Raw genomic sequence first — 15,312 nt, 5'->3', positions numbered from 1 at the left:
GAGAATAAAATGAATAACAAAATTTTAAAATTAACAACAATTTTTACCTTAACTTTAAGTCTTTGCGCTTGTAATAAGGCGAAAAATGTAAGTTTATCTAATAATTACCAGCCACAAGAAGAAAGTAAGTATCAAGTTGATGATACAACAGAAGTTCTTTTAGATGATTCCAATATTGATAAAGATGAAATTGTAAAAGTAATTCAACACGGAGACCACTGGCATGTTTTCACAAAAGATGGCAAGGAACATATCACCTATACTGACCCAAATAGCATTTCATCTGATCAATTAATGGAAATGGTTAGTGTTGTGAGCCTTGATCAATTAAAAACTATGAATGTAAAAGAGATTAAAGTTCACGGAAATCACTGGCATGTTTTCACAGATGATGGAAGCGAATATTTGACTTATGATAATCCAAAAGATGCTTTTCCAAATATAAAAATCACAAAATATGAAGCATCTCACGGGGACCATAAAAATTCAACACTTGCAAAATCATCTAAAACCATAAAATTTCATGAGTCAAAAAATAAACTCAATTCAGATGAAGTAGTAAAAATATTAAAACATGAAGACCACTACCATGTTTATACAGCATCAGGTAAAGAATTTATAACCTATGAAGATCCAAGTTCAATGTATCCAGGGATAAAAGTTGGAACTTACACAGGTAGTCATGGAAAAAATCAAAATTTATCAGTGAAAAATAGAAGTTTAGCTTCTGCAAGTGCAAATAATGCGAGAATAAATAAAAATTTATCTGCCCATAATAATATTGAGTTTATTAGTACTATCAGTGGTGCAGACATGAAAAATCTTGATGTTGGAAAGATTTTAAAACATGGCGATCACTATCACATATATACGAAAGATGGAAGGGAATATATAACTTATGACAATCCTCAAAATATATTTCCTAATATAAATATAGGAACTTATGTGGGAAGCCACAAGTCAAATAGAAATTCTTTGGCTAAGGGTAATTTTACTGGAGCAAATAATTTATTTTCAAACACTAATGCAAATAATAATATTTTCTCAAACCCTATGGCTAATAATTTGGCAAATGCAAACAATGCTTTGAATGATCCAAATAGAGTTGTAAAAATATTAAAACATGAGGACCACTACCATGTTTATACAGCATCAGGTCAAGAATTTATTACCTATGAAGATCCAAGAGCAATGTATCCAAATGCAAGTTTTGGAATGTATCAAGGAAGTCACGCACCACTTAATGGGGGAACAAATAATGGGAATAGTGGATTTATGCCTAATTTAGCAAATAATAATATGATTAATCCAAATTATCCAAATTATCCGACTTATCCAAACTATCCAAGTATGCCTAACTATCCAACTTATCCAAATTATCCTAGCGAGAATCCACAAAATCCAAATAATTTCTTTATAAAAACCATTGGTTTGAGAGAATTGAGCTATTTAAAAATAAATAAAATAAAAAAACATGGAGACCACTATCATATTTATGATATTAGAGGAAATGAGTATATAAGTTATGTAAATTTAGGACCTATAGGTTCAACTTATAGAGATGTAGTTATTGAAAAATATGTCGGAAGTCATGGTCACAATGATAAGCCCCACAACAATGAAAGTGATGCTTGGCCAAAGGGAGTAACAAAAATAGTTGACCACGGTGATCACTGGCACCTTTACGTTGGAGAAAAGGAAGTTGGTATTGTAAGAGTAAATCCAAAAAATATATATCCAAATGCTGAATATATTAAAGAATATATTGACCACACTGATGTGGAAGTTAATGATAATGATATGTTTTCTTATGGTGAAGTACCAGCCCAACTTAAAAAATCAGTTCTTGCTTATCTAGATGAAAATTTACAAAAAATGACTAATTTTGGAAATATTAATTCAGATTTGCCAGTTTATGGTTCAAATGGTCAAAGAAATAATGTATTTTATTGGTTACACGGAAGCCATTACCATGCAATATCTATAAAACAAATCATTCAAAATGCAAAGGCTGGAGTCTATGGAGGAAACTCAGCTAGAGATGTCGTGGCAACTTTGAAATATTTAATCAGTCACAAAAATATTGATATTGAAGAAGAAAAGCCTGAACTATCAGTAACCATGGAAGAGGCTATAAGTTTCCTTAGAAATCACTATGGACCAGATGCAAGCATAAGTAATGATTTTGGTCAAAGTATCCTTGTAAGTAAAAATGATGAAGATAAAAGATTTAATTTAGCAGATTTTGATAAGGTAAATGGTGCAGTTATCTACAAGCTTGGAAAACTTGAAGACTTTAAAAAAACTATTAATGTTGATGGGGAAATTGAGAAAAAAGAAAATATAGAAAAATTTCCTGAAGATAAAAAAGAAGTCACATCAGAAAATAAAAATGCAAATCAAGACAATAATGCAGAAACTAAAGCTGGTAGAAATTAAAGGCGATAATAAAGCTAAGAGAAAATATTCGGAAGAATAAATATATAAAATCCTATGGGAATAACCTGTAGGATTTTTAAATTTGAATAAATATATATTTTGTATTAAAAGGGGACTGTCCCTATTTGGGACTGTCCCCTATAATAAAATATAAAAAATTAAAATTAAAAAAGTTAATTAGATTTATAGTAAGAAATTATCCCTTATAATAAACACTATTTCATATTTTTAAGAATAAGTTTTCTTGCATTTTAAAAGGGGTCCATCCCTATTTGGGACTGTCCCCTATAATAAAATGTAAAAAATAAAAATCAAAAAATTTAATTAGATTTATAGTAAGAAATTATCCCTTATAATAAACACTATTTCATATTTTTAAGAATAAGTTTACTTGCATTTTAAAAGGGGACTGTCCCTATTTGGGACTGTCCCCTATAATAAAATGTAAAAAATTAAAATTAAAAAAGTTAATTAGATTTATAGTAAGGAATTATCCCTTATAATAAACACTATTTCATATTTTTAAGAATAAGTTTTCTTGCTTTAATTCTTCCTAAATGATACAAAATTTTTCCACCATGTTTAGGACTGGTAATTAAATTTAGTTTGAATTTTTTTACAAATCTATTTTTTTTATTTTTCTTAATATTTCTTTTAATTAAATATTTTCCCACTATTAATGCTGGTTTAATCATTTTCATTATTTTTGTCTTCACTCCCTTTAACATTTTCCTTGTACCAGCTTCTTGTGTGAATATCACAATATTTCTTTGGAATTTCTACATAATCATCAGGATAAATATTATAATGTTCTTTTGGGTCATAACCACCAGGTCTTTCAAATAAAACATTATATTCAACACTTTCAGCTGGACAGTATTGTGTAGATAAAAGTCCTGAATCTACACATATTAATACTTTCTTATATAAATCATCATAATCAGTCGGTTCAGTGCCTTTAATAAAGATTTCCTTATAATTTGCACCGGCATCGTTTGTTAATTCTGTACCCAATTTTCCGCTTTTATTACATATATTTTTTTCTACAATGAAAGATGGTCTGTATTCATCTTTAGAATCATCATTAATATTAGAGGATAATTCATTAAATATCTTAGTAATAATATCCTCATCAGCATTCAAAGATATTTTTGGAGAATCGGCTCCAAGCCAAGTTCCAATTGTATATTTCTTAGAAAATCCCACAAGCCAAAAATCAGATGAAAATTCATTAGTTCCTTTATATGCGTAAGTTGTTGCACTATCAATTTTACTGCCTTTTGCATTACCCATTTCGACATTTGTTTTTAAAGCATCTTTTAGAAGGTAAGCAGTTTCTTTATTGATTATATTTTTATGATTTGCCCTGTTATCAATAATAACTTTGCCAGTATTATCTTCAATTTTTACAATAGCAGTTAGGTCTTTAAAATCTCCCTCATTGGCAAGGGTTTGATACATAGATGTTATTTGAGCTAAACTTATACCTTTTTTCATATTGCCAAGACCAAGAGCATTTAAGTTCATATCATTTTTATCTGAATTTTCATTATCATCAATATAGGAATAATCAGAAGGGTTATTTTCAATAATATTAAACCTTTGAAGAACTTCCTTTGCTTTTTCAAGACCCAAGTCTTTTAAAATTTTAGCACAGACAACATTTGATGAATTTTCTATAGCCATCCTTAAAGTCATAAGACCTTTAAATGACTTATAATTATTTTCAGGCCACATATAGCCATCGGTAGTTATAGGTACATCATCAATCACAGTTCCTAAGGTGTAAGAATTTTCAAGAGCGGGAAGATATACGGTAAAAGGCTTAATTAAAGTTCCAGGGCTTCTGTGAGAATCAACAGCCCTATTTAAAATTTTTGCCTTATTTGTTTCAACATCAAGCCCACCAACAATAGCCTTTACAAATCCATTTTTATTATCAGCAATAATAGATGCTGATTGAGGCTCAATTATAGGATCTTTATTTAAATTAATATAGGTTGGATTTATAATTAAATTTTTATTTTGGTCGATCCTATAAAAATCACTGTGTTCTTTAACAAAGCTACCATCAATTATTAAATAATTTTTCTTCATTGCCATATAAGAACTATCAATATTTAAGTTACCTATATCAAAAATATTTAAAATTCCTCTTTGGTCAATTACATATAGGTCAATAAAATCAATTTTTTTACCTAATTGGCGGAAAAATCTTCTATTTATTTTTATATCATTTTTTGAAGAAATATTGTAATCTGAAGGATTTACAATGAATGAAAAATCTTCTGCGAAATGGTCAAACCTCTTGTAATACAAAATTTCGTTATTGTATATAATTGAACCAAACTCATCTAAGGAAAAGTTGAGCATTTTGCTGCCACCCTTAGAACTTTTATTTTCTATAAAATTCTGTGCAAAATTTTCATATAAATTTTCAACTTTGTTTTGGAGGTTTTCATCAATTGATGAGTAAACTTTATAACCACCTGTAAATAGTTTGTGCTCCCCCTCATCAAGGGAAATCTTATAATATTTTGCTAAATATTTTGCAGCATCCTGTTTGATAAAATCTGTAGAATAAGAAGACATAGTGTGATGCTTTAAATTTGCCGGTTTTAAATCTCCGACAATATCAAAATTTAGAGCCTCCTTATATTGATTTTTGTCAATATAATTTAGTTCATACATTCTTTTTAAAACAATTTTTTGCCTGTCAAGGGATTTTTGATTTAAAATTAAGTACATTTCTTCGCCATTTACCACTCTATTTCCAACTAATATATCTTCTGGACTAATATATTGAGATGGTACGGTCTTAAAAGGCGGATATTCAGCAGGAGATTTTGCAATATTTGCAAGTATTGCACATTCTGAAGTATTCAATTCCCAAACATTTTTTGAAAAGTAAGTTTGACTTGCTGCCTGAACCCCATAGGCACCTTGACCTAAATTGATTCTATTAAGATAGGCTTCTAAGATTTGCCCCTTAGATAAATTTTCTTCAACTCTTAAAGCTAAATAAGCCTCTTGAATTTTTCTGTTAAAATTTTTATCGTTTGTTAAGTAAATTGAACGGACCATCTGTTGAGTAATTGTTGAACCACCTCTAGTAAAAGCTCCAGTTTTTATATTAGTTAATATAGAAGCACCAATTCCAATAGGGTCAAGACCATTGTGTTCAAAAAATCTATGGTCTTCTATTGCAACAAAAGCCATTTGAAGATTTTTAGGAATTTTCTTTAAAGGCACAACAGTCCTATATTCAAGGGAATCAATCTTTTCTAATAACTTTCCGTTTTCACTATATATGGATGAGGTTTGATTAAAACTATTTGATAGATTCTCAAGAATTGTATCAGGAGTTTTTACAATAATTGCCAAAACAGAGGAAATTAAAATACTCACAAATAAAATGATAAGCATTAAAATAGCCAATAATGAAATATATAATTTTTGCTTTTTACTTAAATCTTTAAGTTTCATATACTCACCTAATTCATTATAACATTAGCAGAAAATTAATACTATAAAAACATATTTTTGCAAAAGCTTAAATGTAGTATAATGAATCTATGGAAGATGTATCAAGTAAAAAAATTGAAAGAGTAATAACTGTTGGCACTGATATAGGAGCTTATCCAAATTCATTAGAAACTTCAATGAAAGAACTAGATGAGCTTTGCTATGCAGATGGGGCTGAAGTTATTGGACAGATGACACAAAATCTTGAAAAATTTAATCCTAAATATCTGATTGGCAAAGGAAAGGTTAAGGAAATAAAAGAAATGGCTGAAAATTTAGAGGCGGATGCCATTGTCTTTAACGATGAATTAACAGGTATTCAGTTAAGAAATTTAGAAGATACAATTAAAAAGAAAGTTGTTGACAGAACTAATTTAATTTTAGATATTTTTGCCTTGAGGGCTTCCACATATGAAGGAAAACTTCAGGTAGAGCTAGCACAGTTGGAGTACCAACTGCCTCGACTTCTTGGCATTAAAGGTTGGTCAAGGACAGGCGGTGGTATTGGTACAAGAGGACCTGGTGAACAAATAATTGAAACCGATAGAAGAAGGCTTTTAAGAGAAATTGATAAAATTAAAGAAAAATTAAATAAAGCAAAAAAAACTAGAGATACCACAAGGTCAAAGAGGATGAATTCTAAGATTCCAACTGTATCTCTTGTTGGATATACAAATGCTGGAAAATCTACGATTCTAAATAGGATAAAAGAAGATGATTCTAAGGAAGTTTTTGTTAAAGATATGCTTTTTGCAACTCTAGACCCAAATTCTAGAAAAGCAAGGTTACTTTCAGGTAGGGAATTTATAATATCAGATACTGTAGGCTTTGTTTCAAAACTTCCAACAAAATTAATTGAAGCTTTTAAATCAACTTTGGAAGAAATAAAATATTCTGATTTAATAGTTCATGTAATTGATGCTTCTAGTAAAGATTTAGAAATTGCCTATGACACAACAATGAATATCTTACAGGAAATAGGAATTAAGGATAAAAAAATCCTCACAGTTTTTAATAAGTCTGATAAGATTGATCTTAATAGCACTACCATACCATTAAAAATTAAGTCACAGAAGATTTATATTTCTGCCAAAAATGACCCTGATATGAATAAGTTATTAAAATCCATAGAAGAAAATTTGCCAGAACAATATATTTATACAAAATTAAACTTTCCCTATGATGACACAGATATTCTTTATAAATTAATTGAAAGATTTGATCTTAAACCTATATATAAGGAGAATTTCATAGAAATTGAGCTTAGTTTAAGTAAAAAAGAGTACAATAAATTAAAGAGGTATGTAGCAAATGTATAATTCAGTTTTATCAGGCGGAGAAGGAGATTTTGTAGAAAAAAAATCTCGCTTTATTGGAGGCGGCTATTTTGTAAAATCAGAAGAAGAGGCACTTAATAAAATCTCCCAAATAAAAGAAATTTATAAGGATGCGACTCACAATACCTACGCATATATTATTGGAAAAGACGCAAAAATTCAAAGATATTCAGATGATGGGGAACCTCAAGGAACAGCTGGTATTCCCATGCTTGAAGTTTTAAAAAAAGAAGAAATGAGAAATGTTTTAGTAACTGGGACTAGGTATTTTGGAGGAATCCTCTTAGGATCAGGTGGTCTTTTAAGGGCATATACAAAATGTGCAAGACTTGGATTATTAGCTGCAAAAAAAGTTGTTAGAGAAAATTTTAACAGAACAAAATTTTCTTATGATTATACCTATCACGGAAAAATTTTAAACTACCTTACGATAAATGGGTATAAAATTTTGCAAGAGGAATTTACAGATATAGCATCCTTAACTTTATATGTAAAGGAAAATGCTCCAATCATCAAGGATTTAAAAGATATGACAGGGGCAAAAATCAAAATTGAAGTTAAAGCTTGTGAAGAATTACCAACAATAGATGGAAAAATTATGAGGTGAAATTATGGACGCATTGGAAATGTTAAAGGAAAAAAATTGGGCAGTTATTGGTGCAAGCATTGATAAATCAAAATTTTCTTATAAAATTCCTAAAATTTTAAAAGAAAAGGGTTATAAGGTTTATCTTATAAATCCAAAATATGATGAAATTGAAGGTCAAAAAGTTTATAATAATTTAGAGGAAGTTCCAGGAAAAATTGATGCTATTGATATGATAGTAAATCCCAAATTTGCAAAAGGATATTTAGAAGAAGCTAAGCAATTGGGGATAAAAAATATATTTTTCCAACCAGGTTCTTTTGACAAAAGTCTTGAAAAAATTTTAGAAGACAATAATTTTAATGTAGTAAATGATTGTGTATATAGGAGATTAAATGAGTAATATGAATTATGAAAAACTTAGAGATGATTTAGTTAGTTGGCTAAGAGAAAGAGCACAAGAAGCTCACGCAAAGGGTTTTATTTTTGGACTTTCCGGTGGGATTGATTCTGCTGTGGTGGCAGGTCTTGCTAAAAGGGTATTTCCAGAAAATTCACTTGGTTTAATAATGCCTTGTGATTCCATAGATGATGACAAAAATGATGCCTTAAAAATCGCCAAGTCCTTGGACCTTGAAGTTAAAGTTGTAGATTTAACTAATACCTACAATGAGCTTTTAAAAGCATCTTTTACTTCTGAAAATAAACTTGCAAGGTCTAATATTAAGCCAAGATTAAGGATGACAACCTTATATTATTATGGACAAGATTTAGGATATCTTGTAGTTGGGCCGTCAAATGGCAGCGAATGGTATGTAGGTTATTCAACTAAATATGGAGATAGTGGAGCTGATATTTATCCTATAGCAAATATTTTAAAAACTGATATATTTAAGCTCGCTAAAGCCTTAGATTTGCCAGATTTTATTATTGAAAAGAAACCATCAGCAGGACTTTGGAAGGGTCAAAGCGATGAATCTGAAATGGGATTTACTTATGAAGTTCTTGATTCATATATTAGAGGAGAAAAGATACCAGAAGAAGAAATTAAGAAAAAAATTGATGGAATGCACAACAGGTCAAATCACAAGAGAATGCCTGTGCCCATGTTTAAAATAAAATAAAAAATAAATTTCTGCCAAAGGTGTTCTATAATATATAGAGCCTTTGGATTTTTTATAATTTAATATAAACTATGATTATGTAAGTAAAAAAGGATTAGATGATTTGATATAATATTATAAATAAACTACAAAAATATGAGTCATAAAAATTTTTACATAGGTGATTAAAATGAATGATAAATTGTTAGGTAAAATATCTTTTTATCGTTTTGGCCGAGAAAGTCAAATATTTGATAGGAAGAGTGCTAAAATAAAACCTCTTGATATTTTAAAACATTTAGTTGGTTTTTCTAATGCTGAAGGTGGACAGTTAGTAATAGGGATTGAAGATGACGGGGAAATTACAGGCTTTAATTATGATGGAGCACATAATATTGATGAATATAAAAATATTTTTATTACAGAGTTAAGAGAAACACCAATAAGTGTAAAATTTGAAATTTTAGATGTTGAAAATGAAAAGAGAAAAAAAGATAATATATTAGTACTTTCTGTAGATGTATCTTTAGACAGGGTTATTAAATCATATGATGGTAAGGTTTATTTAAGACAAAACGATAAGACAAGAGAGCTAAATTTTAATCAAATCTTACAATTACAATACGATAGAGGTCAAAGATATTTTGAAGATGAAATTGTACCAGAAGCAACTTTAAATGATATTGATGAGAATTTAATAAATGAGTATAAAATTATCATGGATATTTCTGATTTATCAACAGAAGATGTGCTAAAAGCAAGGAATTTTTATATTGATGGGAAAATCACTAATGCAGGAATTTTATTATTCGGGAAAAGTCCAAGTAAGTTTTTGCCTCAAGCCAGATTGCGAGTTATTAAATATGATGGAGATAAGCAAAAAGTTGGAACTGAGATTAATATTGTTAAGGAAAAAAATTTTGATTCAGCAATTCCCAATATAATTAGAAATGCAAGAGAATTTATTAACACACAATTGAGAGAATTTCAGTATTTGGATAAAGACGGAAAGTTTAGAATTATGCCTGAATATCCTGAATTTGCTTGGTTTGAAGGAATTGTAAATGCTTTAACACACAGGAATTACTCTATGAGAGGTGAACATATTAAAGTGCTTATTTATGATGACAGGATGGAAATATTAAGCCCTGGTTTATTACCTAATATAGTAACAATAGAAAATATTTTAAATCAAAGATACTCTAGAAATCCTAGAATAGCAAGGATTTTATCTGAATTTGGCTGGGTTAAAGAAATGAATGAAGGTGTAAAAAGAATATATTCTGAAATGGAAAAATTATTCTTAAATGAACCCAGATATTATGAACCAAATAATAATGTTTTGTTAGTATTGGAAAATAATATTTTGAATAGAAGTTTGAGAAGCTTAGATCATATTAAGAACAATATATCTAAAATTGAATTTGATAAATTAACAATAAGTGAAAAAAGAATATTATACTATATGTATAATAGTGGGATAAATTTAACTACAAAGGATGCTAGTCAATATCTTGGAAAGGGGATTACTTATTGCAAAAAAATTCTTAAGGAGCTTGAAAAAAAGAAATTGATAAAATGGTATGGCAGTTCGATTCACGATAGAACACAGTATTATAAAATTAATTTTTAAGAAGAACTAAGAAAAACCAAGAAGAACTAAGAAAAACTAAGAAGAACTAAGAAGAACTAAGAAAAACTAAGAAGAACTAAGAAGAACTAAGAAGAACTAAGAAGAACTAAGAAGAACTAAGAAAAACCAAGAAGAACTAAGAAAAACCAAGAAGAACTAAGAAGAACCAAGAAGAACTAAGAAGAACTAAGAAAAACCAAGAAGAACTAAGAAGAACTAAGAAGAACTAAGAAAAACCAAGAAGAACTAAGAAAAACCAAGAAGAACTAAGAAGAACTAAGAAGAACTAAGAAAAACCAAGAAGAACTAAGAAGAAAATAAAAAAATATATTAAAAAAGTATTGACAAAAATTTTATATCAAGTTAAGATATAAAAAATTAAAAAAAGCAATAAATAATATTAGATGCAATGATAGAGAGAAAGATATCCTAGTTATTTTTTAGAGAGTGAGGTTAGATGAAAGCTCACAGATAAATAGATATGTAATATTCACTCTAAAGCATGGCGGTTGAAATTTAAGTAGACTGCTACGGAAGCCCCCGTTATTAAGGACAGAAATTGATAGATTTCTTGAGATAATTATTTTAATTATAAAATTAGGTGGTACCGCGATCCTTCGCCCTATGTGGGTGAAGGATTTTTTTATTGCAAGAGGAGGAAAAAATAATGAAAAAAATAATCTTATCTACAACTTTAGCACTTAGCTTAGCAATGCTTGTGGGCTGTTCCACAAAGGATAAAGCAGAAAAAAAGATAGACGATTGTAAGTATAAAGTAGGCATAGTTCAATATATGGACCAAATTTCTTTAGATAATGCTAAAAAAGGTTTCATTGATGGTCTAAAAGAAGAAGGAATAGATGCAGAAATTGAAGTTCAAAATGAAAATGGAGATTCAACTTTGACAACAACTGTTCCAAAAAAATTTCAATCAGATGATGTGGATTTAGTTTATGCAATTGCAACGCCAGCAGCCCAAGGAGCAAAAACTGCTTTGCCAAACAAAAATATTATTTTCTCAGCGGTTACTGACCCTGTTGCTGCAGGCTTAGTTGAATCTAAAGATAAAATTACAAACATAACAGGGGTAACAGATGCAGTCCCAATAAGAAATCACTTAAAAACTTTACTTGAGTTAAATCCAAATATAAAAACTTTGGGACTTATTTATTCAACTTTTGAAAAAAATTCTCTAGTTCAACTTGAAGAAGTAAAAAAGATTTGTAAAGATATGGGGCTTGACCTTGAATATGTAGGAATAAATAATATAAATGAGATTTCTCAAGCCATAGCATCAATTTCAGGAAAGATTGACGCCCTTTATGCACTAACAGATAATACAGTAGCATCTGCGGCTCCAATAATTTCAAAAACTTTAAATGAAGAAAAAATTATTTCACTTTCAGCAGAAGAAGGGCAAGTAACAAATGGATTATTAATGTCTGAAGGAGTGGATTATTACCTACACGGAAAGCAAGCTGCAAAGATGGCTGCAAGAGTTTTGAAAGGAGAGGATATTAAAAATATTTCAGTGGAAGGTAATAAAGAAAATGTTAAAAAAGTAAATAAGAAAACGGCACAAGCCCTAGGAATAGATTTAAATAGTCAAATATTTAAAGGGGCAGAAATTGTTGGAAATTAAAAAAATAAAAAAATTTAAAAAATTTACTTGACAAAAGTTTGCCTATATATTATATTAAAGTAAATTTCAAAAAAGCAATTATAGAGAGAAAAGAGATTGTACGGAAAAATCAGAGAATTGCCGGTTGGTGAAAGGCATTTTTTTCAAATCTTAATACACTCTGTAGCTTATTTGTTGAATTTAGTAGGCAAATACGGAAGCCACCGTTAACTGAGGCTAGAGGTTGTTGGACCTTAAATGAGAGGTAATTATTATTACAAATCGGGTGGTACCGCGAAGTCAAGTCTTTCGTCCCTTTATAGGACGAAGGACTTTTTTTATACTATTTGGAGGTAAATATGAAAAAGTTAGGTAAATTTTTAGGATTGTTATCATTGTTATTTTTATTGGCTGCTTGCAATAAAGAAGGTAAAAGTGAAGGGCTTTCTTCAGATAATAGCGACAAGAAAGTCAAGATAGGAATAGTTCAGATGTCAGAACATGTTGCTTTAGACAGATCAGAAAAAGGCTTTGAAGAAGAAATAAAAAAAGAATTTCCTGATGCAGAAATTATTTTAAAAAATGCATCTGGAGATGTAACTTTAATTCCAAGTATTGTTTCAGCTTTTCAAGGACAAAAATGTGATCTTATATATGCTATTGCAACTCCAGCAGCACAGGGAGCAAAAAATATAGTAAAAGATATTCCTATAGTTTTTTCTGCAGTTACTGACCCTGTATCAGCAGGTCTTGTAAAAGATTTAGAAAAGCCAGAGGGAAATATTACTGGAGTAAGCGACTATATATCAATAAATATGCAGTTGGAAAATTTCTTAGAATTATTTCCACAAACAAAAAATATTGGAGTATTATTCTCTACAAATGAAGTTAATTCAAAATATCAAATAGAAGAGTTAAAAAAAGCTTGTCAAAACTTATCTATAGGAGTAAAGGAAGTTGGAGTTAATAACATTAATGATGTTTCACAAGCCATGACAAGTTTTAAGAAAGACATAGACGCATTCTATGCTTTAAGTGATAATCTTGTAGCATCATCAGCTAAAGTAATTTCAGAAAGATTGATTGAAAATAAAATACCTTCCTTTGCAGCAGAAGAAGGTCCTGTAGAAAATGGAATTCTTCTATCAAATGGAGTTGATTATTTAAACTTAGGCAGAAAAGCAGGAGAAATGGCAGTACAAATTTTAAAAGGAAGTCCAGTTAAGGATATTCCAGTATATTTTTCTACAGAGTCAAGCAAAGTTTGTAATGAAGATAGTGGCAAAAAACTTAACCTTGAAAATTTAGACCAAGTTTTAAAAGATGCGAGATTAATAAAATAAAAAATTAAAAGGAGAAAAGATGAGTTCAGTTTTAATGGAGTCCTTGGTTACAGGATTGATTTTTTCAATCCTTGCCATAGGCGTAGTGATTACATTCAAAATTTTAAATTTAGCAGACCTTTCAGTAGAAGGAACATTTCCTCTGGGAGCATTTGTTTTTGCCAAGGTTTTAACTTTGGGATATTCACCATTTTTAGCTATGGCTCTTGCCTTTGTAATGGGTGGGGTATTTGGTTATTTGACTTATTTTTTATATAAAAGATTAAAAATTGATGCAATTCTTGCAGGAATTTTGACCATGACCATACTTTATACGGTAAATTTGAGAATAACAGGGACATCAAATGTAACATTTTATGAACTAGATGTGATTTTTTCGATTTTTTCATCTATACCCAAAATTGTTATTTTGCTGATAATAGTAGGACTTATAAAAATAATAATGGATTGGTTCTTGAAAACTGAAAAAGGATACCTTCTTTTGGCGACAGGAGATAATGAAAGACTGGTTAAATCTTTGGGAGAAAATCCTAACAAATTTTATGCTTATGGTCTTATATTATCCAATGCTTTAGTAGCACTAGCCGGTTCACTTATGGCACAATCTACCGGTTATTGTGATATTACAATGGGTCAAACAATTATAGTTTCAGCCCTTGCATCAATAGTTATAGGTGATGCTTTCTTAAAAAATGCAAAATTTTTAAATAGAACAACAAGAGCCATCATTGGAGCAGTTGTCTATAGGGTAATTTTTGGGATTGCAATATCAGCAGGCTTACAGCCATCAGATTTAAAAGCAGTAACAGCTATTATAGTAATAATTTTTATAGTTTATAACAATATGGCAGGTTTAGGAATAAGTAAATTAAGGAAGAGAAAGGAATGATTAAGATGCTAAAAATAGATAATATTACAAAGACTTTTTACAAAGGGACAGAAGAAGAAAATAGAATTTTTGAAAATTTCTCCCTAAAATTGGAAGAAAATTCCTGTACGACAATTTTAGGCGCTAATGGTTGTGGAAAATCTACCTTATTTAATATTATTTCTGGAGAAATTCACCCAGAATCTGGACAAATTTTATTGGGAGATTTAAAAATTTCAGATTTAGATGAACAAAAACGTGCAACATATATTGGTAAAGTTAATCAAAACCCTTCTATGGGAGTTTGCCCCTCATTAAATATTTTGGAAAATATGTCAATGGCATTAAATAAGGGCAAAAAATTCACACTAAGAAAACTTGTGCAAAAATCAAATATAGGTGTAATAGTTGAAAAGCTAAAAGAAATTGATCTTGGACTTGAAAATAAATTAAATACTCAAGTTAAATTCCTTTCAGGAGGTCAAAGACAATCCTTATCACTTATTATGGCAACTATAAAAAGACCGGAGCTTTTGCTTTTAGATGAGCATACAGCAGCCCTAGACCCAAAAACTTCAAAAATAGTTATGGATAAAACAGAAAATTTAATAAAAAAGGAAAAAATTACTACTCTTATGATTACTCACAACCTAAGAAATGCTCTTGATTATTCAGATAGGATTATTATGCTTGACAAGGGTAAAATTGTTCTTGATGTTAAACCTAAAGATATATCAGAAAATGAATTAAGAAATGAATATAACATCAGGCTTAGAGATCAGGAAAAAATGAAGCTTGTTTCATAAATATCAACTAAAATTATGAACTTTTAAAATATTGTCTAAGTATATTGACAA

12 protein-coding genes and 2 other annotated features are annotated in these 15,312 nt (G+C 29.5%); of the genes, 10 read left to right on the top strand and 2 right to left on the bottom strand.

What is annotated here, in order from left to right; all coding sequences use genetic code 11:
- The first annotated feature begins 9 nt into the window (after window positions 1–9).
- Window positions 10–2,439, top strand: a complete 2,430-nt coding sequence (locus F594_RS0107260; protein ID WP_019035079.1) for a hypothetical protein — start codon at window positions 10–12, stop codon at window positions 2,437–2,439.
- Between the two features lie 509 nt (window positions 2,440–2,948).
- Here the strand turns inward: F594_RS0107260 and F594_RS0107255 are convergent.
- Window positions 2,949–3,140, bottom strand: a complete 192-nt coding sequence (locus F594_RS0107255) for a hypothetical protein (RefSeq protein WP_019035078.1) — start codon at window positions 3,138–3,140, stop codon at window positions 2,949–2,951.
- Window positions 3,127–5,925 carry a transglycosylase domain-containing protein gene (locus F594_RS0107250; protein WP_019035077.1) on the bottom strand — a complete coding sequence of 933 codons (2,799 nt, stop codon included), beginning with the start codon at window positions 5,923–5,925 and terminating at the stop codon, window positions 3,127–3,129. Before F594_RS0107250 ends, F594_RS0107255 begins: the two co-directional genes overlap by 14 nt.
- Window positions 5,926–6,014: 89 nt before the next feature.
- Between F594_RS0107250 and hflX the strand changes: the two genes are divergently transcribed.
- The 9 genes from hflX (at window position 6,015) to F594_RS0107205 (ending at window position 15,261) form a co-directional block, all read left to right on the top strand.
- On the top strand, window positions 6,015–7,283 hold the full coding sequence (hflX, locus tag F594_RS0107245; RefSeq protein ID WP_019035076.1) for a GTPase HflX: 1,269 nt from the start codon (window positions 6,015–6,017) through the stop codon (window positions 7,281–7,283).
- The gene (locus tag F594_RS0107240; RefSeq protein ID WP_009345106.1) at window positions 7,276–7,908 is read left to right on the top strand and encodes an IMPACT family protein; all 633 of its coding nucleotides are present in this window, start codon (window positions 7,276–7,278) and stop codon (window positions 7,906–7,908) included. The genes hflX and F594_RS0107240 overlap by 8 nt, the downstream gene beginning before the upstream one ends.
- A 4-nt stretch (window positions 7,909–7,912) precedes the next feature.
- Complete coding sequence (locus F594_RS0107235) at window positions 7,913–8,290, top strand: CoA-binding protein (protein ID WP_019035075.1); 378 nt, start codon at window positions 7,913–7,915, stop codon at window positions 8,288–8,290.
- Window positions 8,283–9,011, top strand: a complete 729-nt coding sequence (gene nadE / locus F594_RS0107230; protein WP_019035074.1) for an NAD(+) synthase — start codon at window positions 8,283–8,285, stop codon at window positions 9,009–9,011. The genes F594_RS0107235 and nadE overlap by 8 nt, the downstream gene beginning before the upstream one ends.
- A gap of 169 nt (window positions 9,012–9,180) precedes the next feature.
- Window positions 9,181–10,623 carry an ATP-binding protein gene (locus tag F594_RS09900; protein ID WP_019035073.1) on the top strand — a complete coding sequence of 481 codons (1,443 nt, stop codon included), beginning with the start codon at window positions 9,181–9,183 and terminating at the stop codon, window positions 10,621–10,623.
- Window positions 10,624–11,023: 400 nt separating this feature from the next.
- Window positions 11,024–11,251 (top strand) — a binding site (T-box leader).
- Between the two features lie 39 nt (window positions 11,252–11,290).
- Window positions 11,291–12,265, top strand: coding sequence for an ABC transporter substrate-binding protein (locus F594_RS0107220; RefSeq protein WP_019035072.1), 975 nt, complete (start codon window positions 11,291–11,293; stop codon window positions 12,263–12,265).
- A 68-nt stretch (window positions 12,266–12,333) separates the two neighbouring features.
- Window positions 12,334–12,564 (top strand) — a binding site (T-box leader).
- 39 nt (window positions 12,565–12,603) lie between these two features.
- Complete coding sequence (locus tag F594_RS0107215; protein WP_019035071.1) at window positions 12,604–13,587, top strand: ABC transporter substrate-binding protein; 984 nt, start codon at window positions 12,604–12,606, stop codon at window positions 13,585–13,587.
- A 19-nt stretch (window positions 13,588–13,606) separates the two neighbouring features.
- Window positions 13,607–14,476, top strand: coding sequence for an ABC transporter permease (locus F594_RS0107210; RefSeq protein WP_009345097.1), 870 nt, complete (start codon window positions 13,607–13,609; stop codon window positions 14,474–14,476).
- On the top strand, window positions 14,473–15,261 hold the full coding sequence (locus F594_RS0107205) for an ABC transporter ATP-binding protein (RefSeq protein WP_019035070.1): 789 nt from the start codon (window positions 14,473–14,475) through the stop codon (window positions 15,259–15,261). The genes F594_RS0107210 and F594_RS0107205 overlap by 4 nt, the downstream gene beginning before the upstream one ends.
- Window positions 15,262–15,312: the final 51 nt, after the last annotated feature.

It is taken from the genome of Peptoniphilus lacrimalis DSM 7455, from assembly GCF_000378725.1.
Lineage (GTDB): Bacteria > Bacillota > Clostridia > Tissierellales > Peptoniphilaceae > Peptoniphilus_A > Peptoniphilus_A lacrimalis.
This window is presented reverse-complemented; position numbering and strand designations above follow the sequence as displayed.

What these genes read in the sequence shown, in the direction of transcription:
- F594_RS0107220 (WP_019035072.1), top strand. Translation starts at nt 11,291, where the DNA reads ATGAAAAAAATAATCTTATCTACAACTTTAGCACTTAGCTTAGCAATG.
- F594_RS0107250 (WP_019035077.1), bottom strand. Translation starts at nt 5,925, where the DNA reads ATGAAACTTAAAGATTTAAGTAAAAAGCAAAAATTATATATTTCATTA.
- F594_RS0107210 (WP_009345097.1), top strand. Translation starts at nt 13,607, where the DNA reads ATGAGTTCAGTTTTAATGGAGTCCTTGGTTACAGGATTGATTTTTTCA.
- F594_RS0107260 (WP_019035079.1), top strand. Translation starts at nt 10, where the DNA reads ATGAATAACAAAATTTTAAAATTAACAACAATTTTTACCTTAACTTTA.
- nadE (WP_019035074.1), top strand. Translation starts at nt 8,283, where the DNA reads ATGAGTAATATGAATTATGAAAAACTTAGAGATGATTTAGTTAGTTGG.
- hflX (WP_019035076.1), top strand. Translation starts at nt 6,015, where the DNA reads ATGGAAGATGTATCAAGTAAAAAAATTGAAAGAGTAATAACTGTTGGC.
- F594_RS0107215 (WP_019035071.1), top strand. Translation starts at nt 12,604, where the DNA reads ATGAAAAAGTTAGGTAAATTTTTAGGATTGTTATCATTGTTATTTTTA.
- F594_RS0107240 (WP_009345106.1), top strand. Translation starts at nt 7,276, where the DNA reads ATGTATAATTCAGTTTTATCAGGCGGAGAAGGAGATTTTGTAGAAAAA.
- F594_RS09900 (WP_019035073.1), top strand. Translation starts at nt 9,181, where the DNA reads ATGAATGATAAATTGTTAGGTAAAATATCTTTTTATCGTTTTGGCCGA.
- F594_RS0107255 (WP_019035078.1), bottom strand. Translation starts at nt 3,140, where the DNA reads ATGAAAATGATTAAACCAGCATTAATAGTGGGAAAATATTTAATTAAA.
- F594_RS0107205 (WP_019035070.1), top strand. Translation starts at nt 14,473, where the DNA reads ATGATTAAGATGCTAAAAATAGATAATATTACAAAGACTTTTTACAAA.
- F594_RS0107235 (WP_019035075.1), top strand. Translation starts at nt 7,913, where the DNA reads ATGGACGCATTGGAAATGTTAAAGGAAAAAAATTGGGCAGTTATTGGT.